We start from the raw sequence: 21,848 nt of genomic DNA, 5'->3' as shown, positions 1-21,848 counted from the left end.
GATACACCCCCACCGTCGGACGGCGCGCCGCCGGGCTCACCGCGACCACCTGATGTGACGGGGGCGACGTACGGTATGCCGATCGCGGCGCCGACCACGCTCACCGCTTCGGTTGGCCGGCGACGGCGGCTGCGGCGCCGCCCAGCGTGACTGATGGGACTGTTCCGAGAGCATGCGTGGACCCCGTTCCTCGCCGTAGTTCGTCGGACTGCGATATGTGGGCGCTGAGCTACACCTCCTGGGCGCGGCATGGGGGCATCGCGGCTCGTCGGGCCGCTACCAGGGCTCTGCCCTGGACCGAAACCCGGCCGTACCGATGTCGCCTCAGGCGCACCTGACATGGCGCTGCACGCACGCCCGCCGCAACGCTTTAGGTCTGCTGCGGCTTCTCGCCCTCCACGGACGGCGCGCCGAGAGCGGCGTTGACACGTTGACCGAGTAGGCGCAGCTGGTGATGGACCTCCACCAGTGCCGCGCGCCGCGACGGGGTGGTTTCCGTGCCCGCCGCGTTAACAAAGACCTCAATATCGGCGCGCAGCCGTTGCAGGTTCCGCCTGACGGTGGTCAGCGGCAGCTCGGCACCTCTGTAACGCGCGCTGCTGCGGTGTCGTCTGCTGACGCGCGATGCTCGTCGCCGATCCAGCCCCCGGACAGCCCTGATCGATGGGGATTGTCGTAGTTTGACCACTGCTGCATCTCCTTGTCTCCACCTGCGATGGGCGCGCGGACAGGGAGCCGTCTCGGCTCACGTGGACTAGCCCGGGGGGTGGAGGACCCGCGGCGAAGCCCTCACTCCACCTGCCGGGTCCCCCACTCGCCGCTGCCGCCCCCAACGGGGGTGAAGAGCGGCTGGCGAGTTGGGCGGTTTGGTCATCTGGCCCCGCCCTTGGCCCCTCGACGAGGCGCGCGGCAGCGGCAGCGTCAGTACGACGCAGGCCAGGCCAGGCGGTGCTGCCGCCAGGCATGACGGGCAGATGGCACATGCGCCCGAAGCGACGACACGTCCCCCTCTTACAGTCGTCACCCGCAGGTCGGGGCACCTATCGCGCGCGGCGCCCGATCCGCTACGCTCCAACCAACTTCAGTTCGACTGAGCCGAACCGCAGTTGCCGAGGCGATACCGAGAGCTAAACACGGATCACCACCAGCGTCAACCACAGTTCGTCGTTTTCCAACCACAGTTGGGGGGGGCTTCGTGAGTGACATGCCTGCTGACCAGGCCGAGGACGTCACCTCCCGGCTGATCCAAACTCGGCTCCGGGACCTCTTCCAAGCCACCGGCAGAGACCGACCGCCCTACACGGAGGGCGAAGTCGCCCGTGAACTCACCGCACGGGGACACCGCATCACCGCCGAAGGCATCCGCAATCTCCTGCGGTCGCCCCGGATCAACCCCAAAGCCACCACGCTGCGCGCTCTCGCCGAGTTCTTCGACGTCCCCGCGGGCTACCTCCTCGGCGACGACGAACCCGAGGCGACAAGCCGGGAAGCACGGGTCATGGCCAGGTCCTTCGACGAACTGAGCCCCAGATCCAGGAAGAGCCTCGCTCGGGTCATCGACGAGTTCCGACAACTGGAAAAAGCCGCGCGTGAGGCAACGGAGCATTCACGCCCGGCGGAATGACCACACCACCTCGGGCGCGCCAGCCCGTCTGCTACCGGTCACGGCCGAGGTCCTCGCAGTTGCGGATCACGGCGCGGAAGGCCGAGTTGGCGATCGTGTGGCAGGAGTCAGCGGCCGCCCGGCCCTGGCCGCCGGCGTGCACCGCGACGTCGCGGAGTACTACACCGAACTCCGCGGCCACACCCGCATGCTCGGCTCACTCCGCGAGACCCAGGTACAGCAGCGCCAGAGTCTCGACAGACTCGACGCAAAGGTTGACAACCTCACCAGCCCGCCAGGAGTTCATGCTCGTCCTCAATGCCCGCCGCGCCGCCAGCGGCGCCGGCCCGGTCAGCGCCTGCTCCCGCCGGGACGGTCACCGATGACCACCTACGGCGAATACCAAAACCGGAAGCGGCTGACCGCCCGATACCGACGAGAGATCCGCAGCTACGGCACCCACGGCGACCCCAAAGAAGCCGCGATCGAAGGCAACATGGCCGTCTTCGGCGGCTTTAACGACCCCGGCCTGCCGCACCACTACGCCGGCGTGTACTTCATCGCCAGCGGCTCCTCCATCAAGATCGGTGAGGCCGCCGACCCGTACGAGCGGATGCGCGGCTTCCACACCGGCAACCCCCACGGCTTGGAGTTGCTGCACGTCATCGCCGAAGACAGCAAGTACGCCCGCCAGCGACTGGAGGACCAGCTCCACCGGCGCTTCGACCACCTGCGCCTGCCGGGTCATCGCGAATGGTTCCAGAACCACCCCGAGTTGACGGGGTTCATCGGCTCCCTCTGCTCCGAGCAGTGCTACCTGTAACCGGCTTGGCGCGGAGGGTATCGCCCGCAACCACCAGAGCCACCACGGCGCCTCCCGCCAGCCGGCGCAAAAGCACCGTCACCTTCACCGGAGCCGGAGCCGGAGCCGGAGCCTAGGATCGCCGCCATGGAGCAGCCCAAAGAGCCAATGCCCACACCCGACGCGGCGATCATGAAGCGGCTCGGGTACGTCCGGCTGCTTTTCGACCAGGCCGTCAGCCAGTCCTACGCCCCGCCGCCGCTGGGCTTCTTGTCGGTGCTGGCGTTCCACGACGTCATGGAGTTCTTCTTCGTTATCGCGGTCGACCATGCAGGCGCTAACCAGGGCATCAACCTCAAGGACGCGTTCGTCGACAACGCGAAGAGACTTCGCCCAGCCGACGGAGCCCGGATGTCCTGCCTGGACGCCGTCAACCGGATCGGCCACGACCGCAACGGTTTCAAACACAACGGCTCAATCCCTGGCCCTGACCAGATCGAGGGTGCTCGCCGCGGTGCGACGCGCTTCCTTGAGATGAACTGCCCCCGGTTCTTCGGCGTTGACTTCGACGACATCTCGATGCTCCACATCGTCACCCAGGACGACGTGCGCGCCCGACTCACCGCGGCCAGGGCCGCGGCCGACGTCGACGACCTGCGTACCGCCATGGCCGAGGTGGCGATCGCCTTCCACCAGCTACTCAGCGGCTGGGGCCACGGCAAACGCATCGGCACCGGATCAAGCCGCGAGACCCTGCACCTGTCTCCCTACCAGGATCACCGATCCAGGCGAAAAATCTCGCCCTGGTACCAAGCCCGGGACAACGACGCGAAGCAGGCGATTTCGGCGCTCGTCTCCTCGGTGACCTCCGCGTTCGAGGAGACCGACAATGAACTCGCCACACTGCGGCGCGTACTGCGTGTGCAGGTCGCCGGCCTGGACATGGCCCGCTACGCCCGGTTCTCGATGCTCACTCCCGACGTGGACGTGCAGTTCGGCGGAGAGTTCTACGCTGTCCACCTGGACGGGCAGTACCACTACAGCGCCGAGAGCTACGCCTTCTGCGAAGCCTTCGTTGTGGACTCTGCCCTGCGACTCGGCGCAACCGACTTCAGCATGTGGACGCCAGAGACGTTCGGCGACGCCAAGAGAGCGGAGGAAGCGATGAAGGCGAACGGCGGGAGGCTGCCAGAGGACTGGAAGTAGCCACCCGCCGTCGGTCGGCCTCCGGTTCCCACACCAAGATCATCGCTAGCGTCACTCCTCCGAAAGTTGGTCCTCACGGGCCTTGGTCCGGCGCCAGGCTGCCGCATCGACAGACGGTCACCAGCCGATGCGGGATCCGGCGGGCGTGTCCCCACCACCCCACGACACGCCGACCTAACAAAGCACTACTAGACGATGCAGAACTCCTACCTTCGGCTCCTGCAACACCACGGCGTAGAACTCGAGCCGGCAAAGCCTCTGCGCTCTCGAGGCCGTGACGTCGTCACGGACACAAGCCTCAACGCCTCCTGCAGCTCGCTGATAGGCGGCCCGCCCAGAGCTCGGTCGTCTACGCGTCACGCCGGGCACCGTGCCGCACCAGGCCCTGGCACTCGCCCCTACATGCGCAGGGAACCGGGCTACTTCAGCGGAGAACCGCGCTCCCAGGTTTCCTCACGCGTTTACAAACCAGCTAACGCCTGAGTATAGTTTGGGCTCGGACACTGCAGAGTGGAGAGACATGAGGATCATCGAGGGCACCGTCGACGAGATCATCGAGTACCAAACCCGCACCAATCAGGGGCCGCCTGCAGACGACGACGAGACCGCTGCCCCTGAGAAAGAGGCAACGCCAACTCGGAGCACGTCAGCCCTCGACTCGGACGACGAGGAAACCTTCTTCATCAAGCAGTTCGTCTACACGCGCGCCAAGGACGGCGGCACGGCCAACCGAGTGCTCACGTTCCTCAATCGCGCCTTGGACCTCAAGACGGTGGCGGCAATCGGCGAGTCCGACAGGACCCATGATGGCTACACCGACTACATCATGGTCCGCGACGAGGGGCCGAAGAAGTACGGCGCCGTCGTCTATGTCAAGCCGGCAAACGGGGGCCTGACGTTGCGCCTACGCCCGGAAGATGTCGCTGACCTCGACAGCCACCGGATCAAGCTCCGCAACGTCGCGCCGACTCAGAAGTACGCCGTGAACTGCCCCCTGAACGACGACGAGGCCGTTGACCTCGCACTTCTCCTGACCGAGCGCGCCCTCGACAAGGTACGCGGGAACTGACTGACCACCCCAGCGCGCGCCCGACCGGAGCCGATTGTGACGAGGCTCCGGCGGGCCGCGACGCTTTGCCGCCGGCCACAAGCTTCGTCTGGGGGTCGCGTCGCTCGCCGGGAACGGACAACCATCCCATTGCCGCGCAGGAGAACCGCGGCGACGTCGAGGTCACCGCCACTCGGGGCGAGACGGCTTCATCGGCAAGCGGCGAGATCGCCCTGGTCGTCCTCTGCAGACAGGCTGCCCAGTACGCCGGTGATCTGGAGTGTGCGGCGGACGCGCCCGGCGGGGTTGACCAGAACGAGTCGGCGGCCAGCTGCCCTCGCCGTGTTCCGGGCGGTAATCAGGGCGCTGATGACAGTTGAGTCGATGAACTCCACCGCCTGGACGTCGACCTCGACGAGGTCAGCGATGTTGATTGTCTCCTCAAGGAGGTTCAGCAGTCCTGCGGCGGCGTTCACGTCGATCTCCCCAGACAGCGTGACGACACGGCGATCGTGCTCGACGCGCACCGTGTGCTGCCATGTGGGGGTGGGCATCATCGCTCGCCGTCCTCCGCTCGCTCCCTGAGGTAAGCCTCGCTCGCCTCGTCACCTGCCACCGAGGGCATCATCCTGCCCGCGGCCGGCGAGAGGCGAGCGGTCACCGAGGCGGTCATGCCGTCGGGCCGACGGTGCAGCGTCAACCCCCCGGTCAACTCGTCGGCCAGCCACAGCCCTCGGCCCCCGGCCACATCTGATGCCGGTAACCGCACCGGCATGCTGCCAACCGCAGGGCCGTGGTCACTGGCCTCGCAGACCAACACGTCGTCCCGGCGGCGCAGCTCGACGTGCCCGTGGCCGCCGCCGTGGCGCACGGCGTTGGCGACCAACTCGTGCACGGCGAGAACGAAGTCGTAGCCGGCGTCCTGCGGCATCCCCACCGCGGACACCAGCGCCTCGAGCGCGTGCCGCACCTCGGTGACCGTGGCGGCGGTGAAATCCTGCGACATCAGCGCCACGTCGACAGTGCCAGGCCCCCGCGCGCCGCCATCCCACCCAGGGAGCTGCCGGTCGTCGCTCATGCGGGGCAGGGTACCCAGCCAGGACGGATTCGCGACCCTTGCTCAACAGCAAATACACGCCTCACCGACGGGCACCCCTCACCTCGATACCCGGCTCAACAGCGGCGGGCGGCGGCATGTAACGGCGGCACCGGGCGCAGCGCCAGAAGGGGGGAGGCCGGGGTGCGCGGCCTGCCCGGCCCGGGCGGAACTCCCCGCGCCCCCTCGGATCCCGGAGTCCGCCCGGGCCCCCACGACGCCAACCCCGACACCGGAGAACAACAAGCCATGGCCACGCCCCCCGCGCGATCCACCCCGCCCGACTGGCCGCCGCCCGCCGGCAGCCACCCATCGACCCCACCGCCAGGCTGGCACCTGCCGTACCCTCCTGCCCAGGCCGCACCGCCGCTGTCCGGCCGCTGGTGGCCCTACGTCATGTTCGGCGGAATCACACTCCTCATCGGCTGCCTCGCACTGATCATCGTCGCCGCAAGCAGGTGAATGGAGGCAGGTCGTTCGCGCGGCGGGAGCGGAAAATCTGGCGATGTCCGACGTCGTGGCCGAGGAACGCCGCCTGCGCGAAGATCACCGCGAGAGCTGGGGCGACCGTCACCTGCCAACACGACAGCCCCAGCGGGACGAACATCTCCCTGTAGCCCACCGCCGGAGGCCGTGGGCGAAAGCGATGGCGCGCGACGGTGGTCACGACCGTGCTGACCACAGAGTCGCCCGCCAGGTAGTGGCCAGCTGCGGCAAGGAACTCGCCCGGATCCCTGCAGAGCTGCAGGCACAGCCCAGCCGTCGAGGCAGAACATCCGCCCAAGCTGACTGCTGCTGCGCCTAATTGAAGGGGTACTGCTTCCACGCCTGGTCGAGCAGGGGGTTGCGATCATCCGCCAGTCGGTACGGCTTGAGCGCGATCCCAAGTGACCACGTCGAGCGGTCGGGATCGGTCACGATTTCGGCCAGGATGGGACCGACCGGTGTGCGCTGGCCGATGCCGACGAGGAACTCGATGTCACGGGCGGAGCACACGGTGACGGGCACGTCGCAGGTCGGGAGCACCTCGCGCCCCAAGAAGCTGTTGGCCATGTACCAGGGGTCGAGGGTGGCGACCATGGCGAGGATCGGCCGATCGTGCGGGATGTGCGCGACCTCGGGGGCACCGGACTTGATCAGCGCGTGCGTACGGTTGATCTGCTTGATGGCCTTACCGACGGTACGGGTCATCATCGTGGCGAGGGAGTCATCACCCGCGCGTCCCGCGGCCGGGAGGATCCCAGCCTTAGCTTCCACGAGCAGCACCACGTCGTCGAACACGATGAACCAGTCGGTCGTGTCCATCCGATCCTTGCCGCGGTGGTACTCGACCTCCGGTTCAACGCTCGCGCCCGGCACCGTGGTGAACTGGCGGCCTACGTAGTCCTCGAACAGGTAGCCCAGGTCGATGGCGAAGTCGGTTCCCCATTCGCGGATGCCGGCGTAGTACCACTCGAGCGGTGACATCCGTCGAGAGATCAACTGTGGCACCGGGGCGATCAGCCGGCCGTCCTTGCGGCGGATGAAGGGGCGCGCCATGAGCGGGTTGAACAGGTACTTGTCCAGCAGCGGCACAGCGGGCACCTCGGCGGCGAGCCTCTTGAAGCCGGCCACGTCGGTGGCGAACGACGTGTTGACCGCATCGAGGATCGCCTCGCGCGGAAGCACGTCGAGCACCGGCGCGAAGTTCGACTGGTCCAGCCACTTGGGGTCGAAGAAGCCGCCGTTCTTCCCGGCCCCGGCGTGCAGCAGCAGAGCCACCCCCGCGGCGTCGCGAACCGGGGCGCCGAGCAGCTTGGCCAGCCGCTCGTCGGTAATCACGGTCAGCGACTTACGGCCGGTGTAGCCGTTGAAGAGCGCCTCGGCCCGCGCCATCTCCTCGAACATCGACTCCTGGTACGGAAACTGCGGCACTTGAGGCACGGATTGCGGCGGCGTACGGCCCGCGAGCAGGTGCCCGCTCCGGCCCGAGGCTGGGGGCGTCGCCGCTGCGTCGTCCCCAGCCCGTTCGTCCGGAGCTATACCGTGTAGCAGCCGGCGAAGAACCAGTCGATGTAGTGCCAGTTGCCGAGGCTGTCCACCGAGTATGCCTGGAAGCCGGCACATACCTCGCGGCCGGGGCTGGCGTCAACGGTGTAGGTCCAGTTCGTGCCGGACACTCCGTATTGGCTGGGCCCGCCAGGGTTCCAGGCGGATTGGATCAGAGCGAGCGCGGGGCTCGATCCGCCGATGCGGGACAGGCGGCCCCAGCCGACCCCGTTGCAGCCGTACCCGTGTCGGACTTCCTGACGCATGGTCGCGCCGTTGACGTCGAAGTCTTTGTACTTCCAGGTGTTACCGGTGCCGCATCCGGCGGGATTCACCCCGGTGGGTCCGGCCCACGCCGGGGCGGTGCCTCCGGATACGGCCAGCAGGACCCCCAGGGCCAGCGCGGCGACGACGCGGATTGCTGATCTTCTCATGATTACTCCTTTGTGGAAGTTGTTCCGCGTTTAGCGCGTACGTGGCAGGCTGAGCGCCTTGGCGCGGCGCGTGGGTGATGCTGGGTCGGCGACCATGCCAGCAGTCTGTAACCGGATCCGGCTCGGCCGGCCGGTGTTGAGCCGGTTGGCGACACGGGTCAAAGCCCGGTCGTCGGGGTGGGCGACGAGGTGGAAGTGTGAGGCCTTCGCCGGCGTCAGGTCGCCGCCCCAGATGACGATGCCGTCGCAGTCGGCGAGGATGTCGCGCACGATCGCTTCGTGCTGCGGCCACAGCCGCTCGCTGCCGCCTGATGGGTAGGCGGTGGGGTGCAGCGCGACGGCTGTGCCGGACAGGTAGTTGGACTCGAAGTCTGCCCGGAGTCTGCGGTGGCTGGTGTGTCCGGCGATTCCGCCGCCCTCGCCGCTGTCCAGGGCTGCGATCTCGTAGTGCCAGCGCCGGGCAACGTGCAGCAGCACCGTGGCGACGGGGGGTTGTCGCAGTGCCACCGTTGCGTGCGACCCCTCAATCCGATAGGTGGCGATGGCGGCCGGGTCGATCCGCCAGCCGTTCGCGGACGTCGCGCCGGTCCACCACCTCGCGTGCGAGTCGGCCGCGTGCGCGGCAGTGGCGGTGGTGATAGCGAGCATTCCGGCGCCCGCGGTGGCACCGAGCAGGCCACGTCTCGTGATCATCACGGTCCTCACTGTGAGCTGTCGAGGGCGGAGACGCCGGGGTCGGCTCCCTGGCGCCAGATGTCATGGTCGAGGTCCCAGCTTGGTTGGAACTCGTCGTACTCCCTGATCTGGTTGAACGACCAGTTCTGGGGCAGCGGAAAGCCGAGGTTTCCGGAGTAGCCCCAGGACATGCCGGAGACCAGTGACCAGCGCGCGCCGACCTCGTGGGAGATGCGGGTGCACACGTTGCGGGAGCCGTACACGCCAAATGTGTAGCGGTTGCCTAGCCCGCTGAGACTGGCCTTGACGCCCTCGAAGTACGGGCGGATGTTGCTGTCGATGTCGACATCGAGTGCGTCGTAGTCGACCGCGAAGTAGATGCAGGTTCCGGCGGGGATGCTGTGCTCGATGGCCTTCTGGTGGGCTGCCTTGCCCTGGTCGTATCCCTTCTGGTATGTGAAGTTGCCCAGCTGTGTGCCGTTGTACTGGAAGATCGGAAAGAGCCTCAGCCCTGCGTCGACGATGGTCCGCGGCTCGCCGGGCTTGAGGGCCTTGTTGAGGAAATCCGGGTCGGTGGGCGGGAGGTGCTCGTCGAGGTAACGGCCGACAATCTGGTAGCCGGCGGCCTTGAGTTGGGCGGCCCGGGCAGCGGTGATCTCGGTGATGCAGTCGCAGCCGGTGGCGGGCCGTTCGGTGTCGCCGGAGGAGACCAGGAGCTGGGCCCAGGTGGTGTAGTCGTTGGTGCCGGTGACCGGTATCTGCGAGAAGCGCTGGAAGGCGCGCAGCCACTCCACGTGGCTGTTGGTCTCCGCGTCGGTGCCGATGTCGGCCGGGTCGTAAGCCAACGGCGCTTGGCCAGCGCCGGTGGGGGTCGGTGAGTTGAAGTAGCACGCAGAGCGGAACAGGTGGCGCAGGTGGCCGGTGAGCCTGCCCGATCCCGTGCCCTTCAAGCCCGCCTGGGTGCCGGGGCCGAAGTACCCGTTGATGGAGCCGAGTGAAATGCCCAGCTCGTACTGCAGGGCCATCATGAATCCCTGCTGGACGTCGCGGGAGTAGATGCCGTCGCAAGGCACCAGAGGCATCGCCGGAATGCCGATACCGGCGACGTAGTGGGAGTTCAGCCGCTGCTGGACGCCTCGAATGACGGCATCGCCACCGGGGACGAGACGGAACTGGTCCATGCGGAGCATCGACCGGGCGATGTGCGGCCACATGGCCTGGCGCAGTGACGTGTCCGTGTACGGCAGGCCGGCATCGTTGTAGAGCGTCTGGAGGGCGTCCTGTGAGTCGTCGTCCCAGAACGCGAGCGTGGTCGAGGTCCAGTAACCCTTGCACCAAAGCGCGCTGTTGTAGATGCGGATCAAGTCCAGGTTGTACTCGTCGTTTGGCAGCCTGTTCCGACGTAGGACGGCGTCGAAGGTGCCGGGACCGAAGTTCTGCACTGTCGGGGAGATGCCGTGTTCGTGCTGGAGCCCCTGGGTGAGCGACAGCACCGTGGGCCACCCGGTACGTCCGTCCTGCGGGCACTGGCGGTAACCGGCGACCGCCTGGTAGGCCGCGTTCACCCATTTCTGCGCGGCGAAAACGTAAATATCCGCAAGGCCGGTCCACGGTCCGGCCGGGTCAATCGTGGAGCCACGCTGCGCGTACATGGTCAGGTTCCCCGGGCATTCGGTGTCGAAGCCGTACGAGTGCGGAACGATCCTGGGCCCGGTCTTTCTGGGCGCCTCGTCGCGCAGGTGCTGGATGAGCGCCCGGAATGCGCGCAGCATCGGTTCGGTGGCGGTGTGGTTCGACCGCATGAGCGCGCAAATCGAGTAGAAGTTCGCATTCCGTCGCAGTCCGTCGACACGTCCGGCTTCGCCAGCGTTCGCCTCGCCGCGTTCATATCCACGGCCCTCATAGACGGCGCCGTGTCGGCAGATGAGAAAGTTGTAGCCGATGTCCCCGTCGAAGTCGGGACTTACGACGTGAGCGTGGTAGATCTCGGCGATGTCCTTCATGCACGCGACCTCTGACTCGTAGTCGTTGCCGAAGGGGTCCTCGGGCCCGCGGTGGTGGATGAAGACACCGCCGATCGGGTCCCAGTCGGGGTTGGCGCTCGGACTCGGGGGTGCAGCGGCGTGCTCCTGGTTCTCTGCGGCCACGTATGCAGCCCAGGTCGCACGCCTGTTGATCGTTACAGACACGGCATGACTCCTCGTTTCACCGGCGCTTCAGGTTGGGGACCGTGCCACGTGTGGCAGGGCGCCCGTGGCACGGTCGATCAACGCCAGGCGGTGCATCCGTCCAGGTGCAGGTCGGCGCCGCTGCGGAAGCAACCGCGCACGTAGGATCGGAACGACCACATGTTGGTCCATTTCTGCCCGCCGCTGGGCCCACCCTGGAGCTCCGGTCCGCCGGAAACCTGGAGGACGGACACGCACGGCCGCCATACGTCAAAGCAGTCGCCGCCGGTGGTCCGGACCCAGGCGGTGTCACAGGCCGGCGAGTACCGGAGCTCCAAGAGCGTGTTCTGGAGCCACGGGCTCGACCCGCGGTACCAGAACGACTCGACGTTGCGAGCGTCATCGGCGCAGTGGGTCGCTTGTGGATCCAGGTTGTTGCAGTAGGAGGGCTTGCATGTGGGCGTCTGCGCCTGCGCCGGCGCCTGTAGCGCGAGTGCGGCTGCGGCGCCCAGCACCAGCGCCGCCAGTGCCGACACCATCCGGCGAGATTGGTACGGAAAGACCATCGTGTGCTCCAGCGTGAGGGTGGGAAGAGGGACTGAGGGGTCGGCCTTGCAGGCACCGGCCGAACCGCGCCTTTGCCCGATTGACCGGGGTGCCGACAGGATGAGCCCTGGTGTCAGCTCGCAGCGGAGGCGTTGCACAGGGTGACCGAGGTGTGCAATAAATGCCCGGTGGGAGCCAGGACGAGCGCCTCCGGTCACCGTGGCCGCCCCTATCGGGCGGATCCAGGACTGACGGACCGGCCCCCACGCCTGCCGGCGCACCAGCACCGAGTCGGCTGGCTGTTGCGGGTAAACCGGCTGTACGGGCCGACCGAGCGGTGGCTGAGGTCCGCGGCCTTCGCCGAGGCATTCCAGGGCGGGTGCTGGCCCGAGCGCACGAGCATCTACCAGGTTTCCCGATGGGAGACCGCAGCCGTGCGCGTGCCGTACCTGGCTATCCGTCGCTACGAGGAACTACTGGGCCTCGCGTCGCACAGCCTCGTCGCGCTCGTCGACACCATCTACCGGTACGTGGTGCCCACCGGCGACGCCCGGCCCGTTCTGGCCCGTATCCCGGACAGGGCCGCGCCGGACCGGATGGGCGACCTCCTGGACCGGGTCGGTTCGTCGACGGCCACGCTGACCGGCGTCGAATGGGATGAACTCACCCGACGGTTGGCGGCGGCGCCGGACGTCGTGATCGCCCCGCACCGGGCATGGGCGGACATGGCCGAGCGGCTACTCAGCGAGACCATCGTCGCGGACGGAATTCCGTGGATGCAGCGGTACGAGGCACTGAGCCGACTGCTGGCGCATCCCATCGGCCAGCAGGCAGCCGTCGCTGCATGCGCCGGCCTCGCCGCAGACCGCACCAACCAGGTGTTTGTCGAAACGGTGAGCGCCCTGGACGCAAGCGCCCACCCCGACGCCAACATGCACGTGCTGCACCAGTTGGTCGATCCCACCAACGAGCGGGCCCAGTACGGTGCGTTGCTGGCCAGCGTGCGGAAACTGCGGTTCGGGCACTTCACCGACGTGCAGATGCCACGCTTGGTGGCCGTCCTCCACGAGTTGACCTTCGACGCGACCCGGCAGTACGACGTTCAGCCTCTGGCGGTCGAGTTGCTCCGCCGCCTCCCTAAAACCGCGTCGGCGGCGAGCCGGAACCGGCTGAGCGCGATCGCGGCCGATCCGACCCTGCACCAGGTACTCAGCACAGGGCGATTGGCTGACGTGGAGGCCAGTTCGAAGCTGATCGACCGGATCACCCACGCAGCCATATCCGTCATGCCCCGCGATGTTCCGCACTTTCGCGACGACGTGCTGCCGGCTCTGCTGGACGAGATGCTGTTCAGCCCGGTATTCGACGTCCGGCTGCAGGCGGCCATCGCAGTCAGCGGCACGCCCTATCGCCTGCCGCTCGCCGCCGAGCTGGCTGAGGAGCTCGGCGACCCGGCGAAGCTGAGCGCTCCGGTAGCCCCTGCCATGATCGAGGCACTGCGGCTTCTCGGCGGTCCGGAACAGCGGGCAGTCGTGGAACGCTTGATCGCGGCGAGCGGGATGCCAGCGCCGGTGACCGTCGCTGCGGCGCAGGCCATCGGGCATGTGGGTGGACGCAGCGACGACCAGTTCTGGCGGCAGGCGATCGCGTACCACGCCCGGCTGTGGCAGCGGACGCGGCTGCCGACCCACGCAGCGGCGCTGAACGGCCTGACGTACGGCTTAGGCATGAACCGCAACCGCGCGCTGCTTCAACTACTGCGCGCCGACGGCCGAGCGCCCGAGCAGGTGCGCTCCGCCGCCAGCTGGTGGTGCAACGTATCTCAGGTGGTGTACGAGGGCGCGAACCGGTAGTCCTTGCTACACCATGAGCTGACGCCAAGATGAATCACAGGATGTGTGCCAGAGCCAAGGTTCAGCCGGCGTTGACAACAGGCCGGGCCTTGGAACGTCCGCAGTCCGTGAGGACGTACGGGCGGCCCCGTGATTCTATGGCGGCAATCACTCACGCCTGTCGGCGACTTCGCGTTCCGGCAAGTCGGCTAGCTAAGCTGCCTTCACACCGCGCGAGACTGTACCGATCATGAAGTACACAGTTGGCGTCGAGAAAAAGCGAGCAGTCCAAAGAATGATGGATTTTCCGACAGCCTCACGTATCCGCCGTCGGCGCCTACGTTCCTGTCGTCCCCCTCCTTCCCCCCAGTCTAGATACGAGCATCCCTGGCCTGATGGCACCCCGAACACCCGAGGCATGAGACGCCGTCGCGACACCCGACGAATCGACGTCATCACGCCGATCATCGCTAAACCAGCCATAACGAAGCTGCCAACAAGAAGCATTCGCGGTGGCGCCGTATTAGCGCCGTCACTTACTTGCCCATGGAGCACAGAAACCACGGCAGCCATTAGCGCCGCCGCAGCGGCCGTCACGGCCAGCGCGGCTTGCGCCATCGATCGCGACGAGGCATCGCTGGAGGCCATGCGATGAAACAGGTGGGCGGCGCGGCCCAGCGCGTTGCGCTGGGCCGCGGTGCCTGTCGATGCCGGCGGTGTCCCGCCGTAGGTGAGAACGAAGCGGATGGCCCGGTCCGCGCCGTCACTGCCGCTCGCGATCACAACAGAGAGCAGGTTGACGACGCTGCCGTCCACTTTCTACCGCCTAATCAGGTGTCAGCCAACGGCCTGTTCCGAAGGCACCTGCTTAAGCCGGGAGAACCCGTGATCGTGCAAAAATCCGCGAAAGTACTTCCAAAAGCCAAAACGTGCAAAAAGCGACAGGCGCCACTATGCCACTTCGAGCAAGATCCACGCTCACCTTCGGTGGGGCTCGGCCTCCGCTGACCAACCATCACGTCGCAGACTCAGTGGACGCGGACCGCCGGCGGCGCTACATTGCCGGCGGCCCGCGTCCACTCGGTGTTTACCGGCTGTCAGGGGCGGATCAGGGAGTTCAGGCGGATGAAGAGGCGCTGCGCGCGGTCCAGGGTGGCGGCGCTGATTAGCGGGATGAGCGTGGCCTGTTCCCGGATCAGGACGGCGGCGGGCTTGTAGTGGTTGAACCGGCCGTTGGTTAGGCCGTGCTTGCGGAAGTACTCCTCGATCTGGTGCACCACCCGGGGGATGTTGGTGTTGAGGTCGGCCGGAGTGATCGGGTTGGGCAACGCGGTGGCGTAGGCCCGGTTGATGAGGTCCAGGTAGAAGTCGGTCTCGAAGAGGTCCTCGATGTCGGCGTCGCCCGCGCCGGTGAACTCGCTGATCTCGACGAGGCCGTTGGCGGCGAGCTGGTCGTTGTCACGCAGCCGCTTGACTGCCTGAGTGTCTTTGGTGGTGCTGGAGTCGATGAGCACCGCGACGTTGAGCTGGTTCGCGCCGAGCAGGGTGGCGAAGGTGGAAAGTTTGCCCGCGCCGCCGATCGGCGTCTTGACCCACTGGGGGTCCAACCCGGTGCGGCCGGACGTTTCGGCGGCGTCGCTGAGCACGTCCAGGTAGATCAGGTCGCTCGGGCCCTCGATCAGCAGGGTGTTCTGGCCGATGAACAGCGTCTGGGTCATCTCGATGCCCATCGCGGCCAGCAGCGGGAACGCGGTGTCGGTGTCGGCCTTGAGGACGTCTGCGGAGACCTTGGTGCCGACCTTGTCCCGGTCGACCACGGTGCGCACCCGCTGGAGCTGGCGGGGGGAGACCATGAACGGGGAGTGCGTGGTGTAGATGACCTGGTGCTTGGGGGCGAGCCGCTTGTCGATCAGCTCGAGCAGGTCCTCCTGAGCGCGGCCGTGCAGGGACAGGCCCGGCTCGTCCAGCAGCAGGATCAGGTCGTTGTCCTCGTCCGCTTCCAGATTGTTGAAGTAGGCCAGGAAGCTGAAGAACCACACGAACCCGCGGGACCGGTCGTCGAACGGTACGGACACTTTGTGCCGCTGGTTGCGGACCCGGATCTGCAGGATCGGCCCCTCGTTCAGGGGCGGCTGGGCGCCGTCCTCGACCGGAAGAACTTCGAGCTGGACTTCGAGGTCAGTGTTCTGCGACCAGTACTCGAAGACCTCGTCGGAGATGACGTTCCCGGAGTTCTCCAACTCGCGGATGAGCCGCTCGTGCTTGTCGGTCTTCCGGAAGTCCTCCAGGCTCACGTCCGCCATGGAGAGCAGGCTGAGCAGGGCCAGTTCACCGCGCTCGAGCGTGCCGTTGTCCCGGCGGCGGATGAGGTCTGGGATCGATACCTTGCCGGGCATCACGTCGTAGTCGCCGAAGTACACGAACTTCGGCATGAGCGGCGAGGCGTACGTGTCGATCAGGTGGAGGCCCACGTCCTCGCCGCGCCAGTTCCGGATCCGCTCGGCAAGAGCGGTCGCGGCAGCGGGCGGCTCCTCCAGGCTGTCGAGCGCCTCCAGCAGGTCCGCCACCGTGCTCGTCGCGTTGACCGTGGCAGCCGCGGCCGAGGGCAGGTCGAGTCCCGAGCGCAGGTGCTTGACGATCGCAGCCTCGTTGCAACGGAGGCCGAACCACTTGGTCTTGTCGCGGTAGCCGATGGTGAGCGTGAACTCCGGGCTGTGCAGCGCTCCCGGGCCGAGGTCCTGCTCGATCCGCTTGAGTTCCTCGTCGTCGTAGCGGAACGTGGCCACCACCACGGGGATCTTCTGCTTCGCGCCCCAGTCCTTGCGCTTGCGGGTGAGCTTCGCCGGGAAGTCGACGACCTCCTCCAGCTCGACCTTCTCCACCGGGTTGAGCCGGTAGAGCGCCTGCAGCACGGTGGTCTTGCCGGACTCGTTCTTCCCGACCAGGCAGGTGACGTCCGGCTCGACGGCGAACTCGTCAGAGTCCTCAACCGACCGGTAGTAGGTGACCTTCGCGTTGACCAGCTTCAATGGTCCTCCTCGAGACGTAGGAGGCCCCGGACGCGCGTGAGCTGGGCAGCAAAAGATCACACGTTCGCGACATGCCTTGCCGCGACCGTGCTACTTCGGGGTATCGTCCTGATGCCACTCAAGGAGAGGCCCCGGTGCCGTCGCCCGCTGCGCGACGCGCCCGGGGTCCTTCTGCACTAACGCCGGACAGCCTAACTGCCCGTGCCGACATCGCGCACCGCGCTATCCCTCTTTTTAGCACGTATGTTCTGATCGCCCAGCTGGCCGGGCCTACCATCGCGACCGTTGGCTGGCGTGCAGGCGTTACAGCGGGTTATCGCGGGCTGTCGGGCGAGACGCCACCTCCACCGGCCTTCCGGCGAGGGCATGGCGGCGCCGCTCACGGGTCGGTTACACGCCGATGCTGTGCGGGTCGGGCGGGAACTCGTCGGTCATGGCGGAGACGAACTCCAGCTCGACCGACTCGGCCCCCGGGATGACGGTCGCGTTGAACTCCAGGATCACCTGCCGGTGGAGCGACACCTGGGAGGTCCGCTCGTTCCAGTCCGGCACGATCACCGTGATTTCGCCCTCGTGCGCGTAGGTGTCGCCTCGGTGCATGAACCCGGAGAAGCTCACCTCCGCGCGCACCTTGACGGTGCCCACGTAGGTCTCGCCCTCCAGCTCCTCGGCCTCGTCCCAGATCATCGTGTCGAGGTCGGGGGTGACCACGTCGATCTCGATGTCGTCGACGTGGTCCGGCAGGTCCACTTCGTCGAAGTGCAGGCCGTGCACCTCGAGGTCGTCCTCGCCGTCGCGGTGAACGGGCTCGTCGGTCAGGTCGTCGCAGGCACCGACCAGCGCCTTGCGCAGTAGCTGCTCCACGGTGGGAAACGAGGCTGCCGCGTCGCCGAACCGGCGCTGCCGGGCCTGCTCGTCCCGGATCCGATCGAGGGCCGTCCGGAAGGACACGCCGTCCTGGGCGGCTCTCGCCCGCACCATCGGATAGTCCGCCGCCAGCTTCTCCATCGCGGCACGGATCGAGGTGTTCTCGTGGTCGGCCAATTCCTCGGCCAGCTCCGACTCGTCCCGGATGACGCCCAGGGCCTCGGAGTACGAGATGTCGAAGCTCTGGGCGAGTCTCTTGGCCTGCGGGTTTTTGCTCATGACGATGTCCGCCTCTCCCTCGTGGTGCCCACGCCACCACCGAGGGGGTACGGCGTCCGCCATCGGTGATCATCTTCTGCGACGAGCTTTCGGCCCTTGTCCCTCGGTGTCGCGCAGGGGCGTGGGCCGCGGGCGACAGGAGAAACGGGTGGCGCAGAGCCACCGCATCCACCAGAATAGCTCACCGGTGCGCGGTCGATCCGAGCGGGCCGCTGGCCGCCGGTGACGTGAGGGCGGCGCAGATGTCCCGGCCGCGACTAACGGCGGCACACGGGCGACCATCGTGCGGCACGAGCGCGCACGGCCGCGCGCCTTCCCCCATTTGGTCATGGCAACTCGCGACCAACCCGCCCCACAGGACATCGCAACCGACCTTTGTCTATCAACTCGATCGCTCTCCACGCTGCCGCCGGTCAGACCCACCCGGACACGCGTGGACTACCCGGGAAGCGGCGGGACGTAGGGCACGCTCGTCGGACGAGCAGCCACCGAGCAGCCAAACGTCCACAAGGGCGGAAGAACAGAAAGCCCGACCTGCGTTTCCGCAGGTCAGGCTCTCTTGATCTTGTGCGCCCGAAGGGACTCGAACCCCTAACCTTCTGATCCGTAGTCAGATGTTGCCGGGTCGCACCGCTCGAAGTCGCCCCGTCGGTCGGTCCGGAGCTTGATCAGTCAGCTTGGAGGCGGTCGAGGGGCCTGACTCCCGCCTAGTTTCGACACCCGATCTACCCAATGAGCGGCCGTGCCTCATGGCACCGGCCGCTTCTACTCGCCCGGTCAGCAACCAGTACACAGCCGATTCTCGGAGGAAACCTTCCATGCCCACCAAGCCATCCGCCACAACGCCAGCCGTCAGTACATCAAACGGCAGCTACACCCCGACCAGTCACGACGCCGGCGACCGCGTCGCACCCCAACCCGGCCTTCTTCACATGGAGCTTGGGGAGCCCAAGGAGCGGACGAAACAGGAACACCTACCGCTGCCCCGGACGGATCAACCACCGGACGGAGGCCCATGACCCTGCCCTCCGACCGACAAGATCAGCAAGGCAACGAGCCCGATCCGGCAACGGCCCCGGAACGGAACAAGCGACTTGACCAGCCCAGGGAGAGCAACGGTTCATGGACGGTCGGCAGCATCAGCGGCCGCACGACGACCGAGCTCACCAACGTGGAGGCTCCCCACCAGGCACCCGAGCTCAATCCCGCCGCTGCTGCCGGCCTGCTGAAGCTGCTCACACGGGTCAAGGACCGCCGCCCAACCGACTCGATGGAGGACAACGCATGACACCCCTCAGCCGAAACCCTGTGCCCTTTTACGGTCGTGTGTCGACCGAGGACAACCAAGACCCCGAATAGTCGCGCAGCTGGCAACTCACCCGCGCGACCACACTCATTCAGCCCCATGGCGGCCGCATCGTCACCGAGTACTTCGACGTCGGTCAGAGCCGCTCCCTCCCGTGGCAGCGCCGAACGCAGGCCAACCTTCTCCTTGCGGCGCTACGCGACCCACACCGCGGGTTCTCCGCCGTCGTCGTCGGCGAACCTCATCGCGCCTTCTACGGCAACCAGTTCGGCCTCACGGTGCCGCTGTTCGCCCACTACGGCGTCGAACTCTGGGTTCCCGAGATCGGCGGCCCCATCGACCCCGACAACGAGGCTCAGGAGTTGGTCATGTCCGTCTTCGGCGGCATGAGCAAAGGCGAACGCAACCGGATCAAACTCCGCGTCCGCACCGCCATGGCCGCCCAGACCCTTCTCGAGGGCCGCTACCTCGACGGACGCCCGCCCTACGGCTACACCCTGCGCGACCTGGGGCCCCACCCCAACCCCGCCAAGGCCGCCGATGGCAAACGCCTCAAGGGACTCAGCCCGGACGAGCAGACGGCCCCGATCGTCCGACGAATCTTCGCCGAGTTCCTCGCAGGCATCGGCATCTACGCCATCGCCGAAGGACTCACCGCCAACCACGTCCCCTGCCCATCAGCGCACCACCGAACCCGCAACCGGCACCGCAGCGGCATCGCCTGGTCCAAGAGCGCCGTCCGCGTCAACCTGACCAACCCCCGCTACACCGGGCGACAGGTGTGGAACAAACAACGCGACCGACGAGGTCCTGCTCGATGTCGAGGACGTCGCAATGGGCCACACCGGCGTCATGCGCTGGAACACCCGCGACAAATGGGTGATCTCCACGGAGACCGTCCACGAGCCAATCATCGACGACGCGACCTTCGAGCAGGCCCAAGCCATCCTGCATCGCCGGGGTCGAGGAACAGGCGGACAACACATCAGGCAACGCACCCGCAACCCGTACGCCTCCGCGGCCTCATCTACTGCGCCACCTGCGACCGACGCATCGCAAGGCCAGCACAACCACGGCGACGCCTACTACCGCTGCCGCTTCCCGCAGGAATACGCCCTCGCCAACCAGGTCCCACACCCCCGCAACGTATACCTGCGAGAGGACGCCCTCACCCACCCGCTCGATACCTGGCTGGCCTCTGCCTTCGCACCCCAGCACATCGAACAGACGATCACCGCAACGGCCGATGCCCAACCGCCCAACCAACCACCCGCGCCCGCTACGAAGGCCAGAGCCATCATCACCGACTGCGACGCCAAGCTCGAACGCTACCCGCGCCGCGCTCGACGCCGGAGCGGACCCGGCCGTGGTCACCGACTGGACCACGCAAACCCAAGCGGCACGCGCCCGCGCTGAAGCAGATCTCCACGCCAACGAGGCCAACAACCCACGCCGGATGAACCGAGCAGAAACCACCAGCCTGGTGAACACACTCGGCGACATCGCCACCGTGCTGCGCGACGCCGACCCCGCCGACAAGGCCGACGTCTACCGGCAGCTCGGCCTTCGACTCACCTTCCAGCCTGAAACACAGACGGTGCGCGCTGCAGTTGATCTCAGCGCGCACCGTGGGGCAATGGTTTGTGTCCGAGGGGGGATTCGAACTCTTGTACGCATCATTTGTGCACCATTGTGGGTGCGCATGCTCATAGGTTACGGCACGGCCAGGATTGGTTCAATCCCCAAAATCCACATCACTGTGCGTGAGCATGAATGTTAGCTCGGACACATTGGGCCACATGCCTTGCGCAGCGGCTCACCCCGTCATCGACTGGCCAAGATGAATGTGCAGCTATCCCCTATGACCGCTCAATCAGGCGTCGGTGAGCCGCTGCTAAGCATTTCTGCCTTTAGCGCGCTTCAGCCGGTCGACGTGCCGGCAGTCGTAGCGCTCAAATTCTTCGGCGCTCAGTGCACGAGGTTCACCGCCCTCGTTCGATGTCGGCGCTGGTCAGCCGGCCGACGACGGCTGGGGCCCGCTGGCGCACGGGATCTCTTGAGGCATGTCGAGTACGTCGAGCGGCCAGCCGCAGCCTCGGTGTCATGTTGCGGTGGCCGCCAAGTCGTTAAGGGCTGCGTTGATCACGGGCCAACACATGCTGAGAGTATCGCGGTCTGGAGCATGGCCGATCTTCACCTGGGCGTTGGGATGCACGAGGTTGCGGTATTCGCGGAGTTTTCCAGCGAAACCGCGGACGTCGGCTTGTATCCACTTTTCATGGTGGGCGGTCTCGATCAGCTCGTGCAGGGTCCACTTGTCGAGAGGCTTTTGTGCGTTGGGCATGCGGGCCTTGACGGCGTCGAGGAGAACGCCTTCCAGAAGGCTGCCGAGCATGATGATCGCGCTGGCGTAGGCACCGTTGCGGTCGCAGATACGTGCCTCGTTGAGCCGACTTTCAAGGACGATCGCGAGGTCGGCGTCGCGGACGATGTCTGCCATGGCCACGTGGAGCATGACGTCTGGTGACTGTTGCTCTTGGTCCTCTGGCTGCTTGTAGGGCCGAATGACGGGTCGCCCCTGGCTGTGTGCGATCTCGAAGCCTTCGATGGCGAGGATGCTGTTGAGTAGCTCGGTGACCTCGGCGGCGGCCAGGGGCTCGTTACGATGAACGTACTCACGTCGGTCAGCAAGGCGGCAGACGAGCGCGTCGATGGCCCCGGGTGTGTCTCGAGTTTGACGGAGCTGGTTGGTGAGCCAGCTTCGGCGCTGTTCGCCGTTGTAGGGCGCGACGTTCTCCCAGCCGGCTTGTTGGAGAAGCTTGGGCAGCTCGGCCCCACGTCGATACACGGGGTAGTCGTCGCCGCCACAAGCGATTCGGGCGATCTCATCGAGGGTGTTGTCGTCGATACTCTCGAGCACGCGGGTCTC

The 21,848-nt window shown here is 66.7% G+C and carries 22 protein-coding genes, 1 tRNA gene and 1 pseudogene; 9 read left to right on the top strand and 15 right to left on the bottom strand.

Features of this window, described 5'->3' with window-relative positions; genetic code table 11:
* Positions 1-370: 370 nt before the first annotated feature.
* On the bottom strand, positions 371-688 hold the full coding sequence (locus tag ACTMSW_RS24920) for a hypothetical protein (protein ID WP_441183105.1): 318 nt from the start codon (positions 686-688) through the stop codon (positions 371-373).
* 516 nt (positions 689-1,204) lie between these two features.
* Between ACTMSW_RS24920 and ACTMSW_RS24915 the strand changes: the two genes are divergently transcribed.
* Positions 1,205-1,624 carry a hypothetical protein gene (locus ACTMSW_RS24915; RefSeq protein WP_441183104.1) on the top strand — a complete coding sequence of 140 codons (420 nt, stop codon included), beginning with the start codon at positions 1,205-1,207 and terminating at the stop codon, positions 1,622-1,624.
* A gap of 31 nt (positions 1,625-1,655) precedes the next feature.
* Here the strand turns inward: ACTMSW_RS24915 and ACTMSW_RS24910 are convergent, their stop codons facing one another.
* On the bottom strand, positions 1,656-1,805 hold the full coding sequence (locus ACTMSW_RS24910; RefSeq protein ID WP_441183103.1) for a hypothetical protein: 150 nt from the start codon (positions 1,803-1,805) through the stop codon (positions 1,656-1,658).
* Between the two features lie 180 nt (positions 1,806-1,985).
* Here ACTMSW_RS24910 and ACTMSW_RS24905 point away from each other — a divergent pair, with 180 nt between their 5' ends.
* The 3 genes from ACTMSW_RS24905 (at position 1,986) to ACTMSW_RS24895 (ending at position 4,680) form a co-directional block, all read left to right on the top strand.
* Positions 1,986-2,426: a GIY-YIG nuclease family protein gene (locus ACTMSW_RS24905; protein ID WP_441183102.1), complete on the top strand. Its 441-nt coding sequence runs from the start codon at positions 1,986-1,988 to the stop codon at positions 2,424-2,426.
* Positions 2,427-2,552: 126 nt separating this feature from the next.
* Complete coding sequence (locus tag ACTMSW_RS24900; protein ID WP_441183101.1) at positions 2,553-3,611, top strand: hypothetical protein; 1,059 nt, start codon at positions 2,553-2,555, stop codon at positions 3,609-3,611.
* A gap of 520 nt (positions 3,612-4,131) precedes the next feature.
* A complete protein-coding gene (locus ACTMSW_RS24895) occupies positions 4,132-4,680 on the top strand; it encodes a hypothetical protein (protein ID WP_441183100.1) in 549 nt (182 codons plus the stop codon).
* A gap of 188 nt (positions 4,681-4,868) precedes the next feature.
* On the opposite strand, the gene ACTMSW_RS24890 is transcribed toward ACTMSW_RS24895, so the two are convergent.
* The 8 genes from ACTMSW_RS24890 to ACTMSW_RS24855 all read right to left on the bottom strand — a co-directional run bounded on the left by ACTMSW_RS24890 (position 4,869) and on the right by ACTMSW_RS24855 (position 11,599).
* Positions 4,869-5,216 (bottom strand): STAS domain-containing protein, encoded by a 348-nt coding sequence (locus ACTMSW_RS24890; protein WP_441183099.1) that lies wholly within the window; start codon positions 5,214-5,216, stop codon positions 4,869-4,871.
* The gene (locus ACTMSW_RS24885; protein ID WP_441183098.1) at positions 5,213-5,737 is read right to left on the bottom strand and encodes an ATP-binding protein; all 525 of its coding nucleotides are present in this window, start codon (positions 5,735-5,737) and stop codon (positions 5,213-5,215) included. Before ACTMSW_RS24885 ends, ACTMSW_RS24890 begins: the two co-directional genes overlap by 4 nt.
* 457 nt (positions 5,738-6,194) lie before the next feature.
* Entirely contained in the window at positions 6,195-6,422 is a 228-nt protein-coding gene (locus ACTMSW_RS24880; RefSeq protein ID WP_441183097.1) for a hypothetical protein, read from the bottom strand.
* 134 nt (positions 6,423-6,556) lie between these two features.
* Entirely contained in the window at positions 6,557-7,630 is a 1,074-nt protein-coding gene (locus ACTMSW_RS24875) for a hypothetical protein (protein WP_441183096.1), read from the bottom strand.
* 143 nt (positions 7,631-7,773) lie between these two features.
* Complete coding sequence (locus tag ACTMSW_RS24870) at positions 7,774-8,217, bottom strand: hypothetical protein (protein ID WP_441183095.1); 444 nt, start codon at positions 8,215-8,217, stop codon at positions 7,774-7,776.
* A 30-nt stretch (positions 8,218-8,247) separates the two neighbouring features.
* On the bottom strand, positions 8,248-8,910 hold the full coding sequence (locus tag ACTMSW_RS24865; RefSeq protein WP_441183094.1) for a hypothetical protein: 663 nt from the start codon (positions 8,908-8,910) through the stop codon (positions 8,248-8,250).
* A gap of 8 nt (positions 8,911-8,918) precedes the next feature.
* Entirely contained in the window at positions 8,919-11,081 is a 2,163-nt protein-coding gene (locus tag ACTMSW_RS24860) for a glycoside hydrolase domain-containing protein (protein ID WP_441183093.1), read from the bottom strand.
* A 77-nt stretch (positions 11,082-11,158) separates the two neighbouring features.
* On the bottom strand, positions 11,159-11,599 hold the full coding sequence (locus ACTMSW_RS24855; protein ID WP_441183092.1) for a DUF2690 domain-containing protein: 441 nt from the start codon (positions 11,597-11,599) through the stop codon (positions 11,159-11,161).
* 441 nt (positions 11,600-12,040) lie between these two features.
* Between ACTMSW_RS24855 and ACTMSW_RS24850 the strand changes: the two genes are divergently transcribed.
* The gene (locus tag ACTMSW_RS24850) at positions 12,041-13,459 is read left to right on the top strand and encodes a hypothetical protein (RefSeq protein WP_441183091.1); all 1,419 of its coding nucleotides are present in this window, start codon (positions 12,041-12,043) and stop codon (positions 13,457-13,459) included.
* 192 nt (positions 13,460-13,651) lie between these two features.
* Here the strand turns inward: ACTMSW_RS24850 and ACTMSW_RS24845 are convergent, their stop codons facing one another.
* The 4 genes from ACTMSW_RS24845 to ACTMSW_RS24830 form a co-directional block, all read right to left on the bottom strand.
* Complete coding sequence (locus ACTMSW_RS24845; RefSeq protein WP_441183090.1) at positions 13,652-14,254, bottom strand: hypothetical protein; 603 nt, start codon at positions 14,252-14,254, stop codon at positions 13,652-13,654.
* A 281-nt stretch (positions 14,255-14,535) separates the two neighbouring features.
* Positions 14,536-16,467: an ATP-dependent nuclease gene (locus ACTMSW_RS24840; RefSeq protein ID WP_441183089.1), complete on the bottom strand. Its 1,932-nt coding sequence runs from the start codon at positions 16,465-16,467 to the stop codon at positions 14,536-14,538.
* Between the two features lie 390 nt (positions 16,468-16,857).
* A complete protein-coding gene (locus ACTMSW_RS24835; protein ID WP_441183088.1) occupies positions 16,858-17,613 on the bottom strand; it encodes a hypothetical protein in 756 nt (251 codons plus the stop codon).
* A gap of 568 nt (positions 17,614-18,181) precedes the next feature.
* Positions 18,182-18,247, bottom strand: a tRNA-Ser gene (locus ACTMSW_RS24830).
* 381 nt (positions 18,248-18,628) lie between these two features.
* Between ACTMSW_RS24830 and ACTMSW_RS24825 the strand changes: the two genes are divergently transcribed.
* From ACTMSW_RS24825 to ACTMSW_RS24810, 4 genes and pseudogenes are all read left to right on the top strand, one after another.
* On the top strand, positions 18,629-18,901 hold the full coding sequence (locus ACTMSW_RS24825) for a hypothetical protein (protein ID WP_441183087.1): 273 nt from the start codon (positions 18,629-18,631) through the stop codon (positions 18,899-18,901).
* A 107-nt stretch (positions 18,902-19,008) separates the two neighbouring features.
* Positions 19,009-19,677, top strand: a pseudogene (locus ACTMSW_RS24820) (recombinase family protein); the annotation flags it as partial.
* Between the two features lie 76 nt (positions 19,678-19,753).
* Positions 19,754-20,335, top strand: coding sequence for a recombinase family protein (locus tag ACTMSW_RS24815; protein WP_441183086.1), 582 nt, complete (start codon positions 19,754-19,756; stop codon positions 20,333-20,335).
* Positions 20,286-20,699: a hypothetical protein gene (locus tag ACTMSW_RS24810; RefSeq protein ID WP_441183085.1), complete on the top strand. Its 414-nt coding sequence runs from the start codon at positions 20,286-20,288 to the stop codon at positions 20,697-20,699. The genes ACTMSW_RS24815 and ACTMSW_RS24810 overlap by 50 nt, the downstream gene beginning before the upstream one ends.
* A gap of 321 nt (positions 20,700-21,020) precedes the next feature.
* Here the strand turns inward: ACTMSW_RS24810 and ACTMSW_RS24805 are convergent, their stop codons facing one another.
* Entirely contained in the window at positions 21,021-21,839 is an 819-nt protein-coding gene (locus ACTMSW_RS24805) for a hypothetical protein (RefSeq protein ID WP_441183084.1), read from the bottom strand.
* Positions 21,840-21,848: the final 9 nt, after the last annotated feature.

Origin of the sequence: Micromonospora sp. BQ11 (genome assembly GCF_052068135.1) — a bacterium.
Classification (GTDB): Bacteria; Actinomycetota; Actinomycetes; order Mycobacteriales; family Micromonosporaceae; genus Micromonospora.
Note: the sequence above shows the minus strand (reverse complement) of the source record. Positions and strands in the feature narration are given on the sequence as shown.

What these genes read in the sequence shown, in the direction of transcription:
- ACTMSW_RS24900 (WP_441183101.1), top strand. Translation starts at nt 2,553, where the DNA reads ATGGAGCAGCCCAAAGAGCCAATGCCCACACCCGACGCGGCGATCATG.
- ACTMSW_RS24915 (WP_441183104.1), top strand. Translation starts at nt 1,205, where the DNA reads ATGCCTGCTGACCAGGCCGAGGACGTCACCTCCCGGCTGATCCAAACT.
- ACTMSW_RS24905 (WP_441183102.1), top strand. Translation starts at nt 1,986, where the DNA reads ATGACCACCTACGGCGAATACCAAAACCGGAAGCGGCTGACCGCCCGA.
- ACTMSW_RS24855 (WP_441183092.1), bottom strand. Translation starts at nt 11,599, where the DNA reads ATGGTGTCGGCACTGGCGGCGCTGGTGCTGGGCGCCGCAGCCGCACTC.
- ACTMSW_RS24815 (WP_441183086.1), top strand. Translation starts at nt 19,754, where the DNA reads ATGGGCCACACCGGCGTCATGCGCTGGAACACCCGCGACAAATGGGTG.
- ACTMSW_RS24875 (WP_441183096.1), bottom strand. Translation starts at nt 7,630, where the DNA reads ATGGCGCGGGCCGAGGCGCTCTTCAACGGCTACACCGGCCGTAAGTCG.
- ACTMSW_RS24825 (WP_441183087.1), top strand. Translation starts at nt 18,629, where the DNA reads ATGACCCTGCCCTCCGACCGACAAGATCAGCAAGGCAACGAGCCCGAT.
- ACTMSW_RS24885 (WP_441183098.1), bottom strand. Translation starts at nt 5,737, where the DNA reads ATGAGCGACGACCGGCAGCTCCCTGGGTGGGATGGCGGCGCGCGGGGG.
- ACTMSW_RS24890 (WP_441183099.1), bottom strand. Translation starts at nt 5,216, where the DNA reads ATGATGCCCACCCCCACATGGCAGCACACGGTGCGCGTCGAGCACGAT.
- ACTMSW_RS24835 (WP_441183088.1), bottom strand. Translation starts at nt 17,613, where the DNA reads ATGAGCAAAAACCCGCAGGCCAAGAGACTCGCCCAGAGCTTCGACATC.
- ACTMSW_RS24865 (WP_441183094.1), bottom strand. Translation starts at nt 8,910, where the DNA reads ATGATCACGAGACGTGGCCTGCTCGGTGCCACCGCGGGCGCCGGAATG.
- ACTMSW_RS24895 (WP_441183100.1), top strand. Translation starts at nt 4,132, where the DNA reads ATGAGGATCATCGAGGGCACCGTCGACGAGATCATCGAGTACCAAACC.
- ACTMSW_RS24870 (WP_441183095.1), bottom strand. Translation starts at nt 8,217, where the DNA reads ATGAGAAGATCAGCAATCCGCGTCGTCGCCGCGCTGGCCCTGGGGGTC.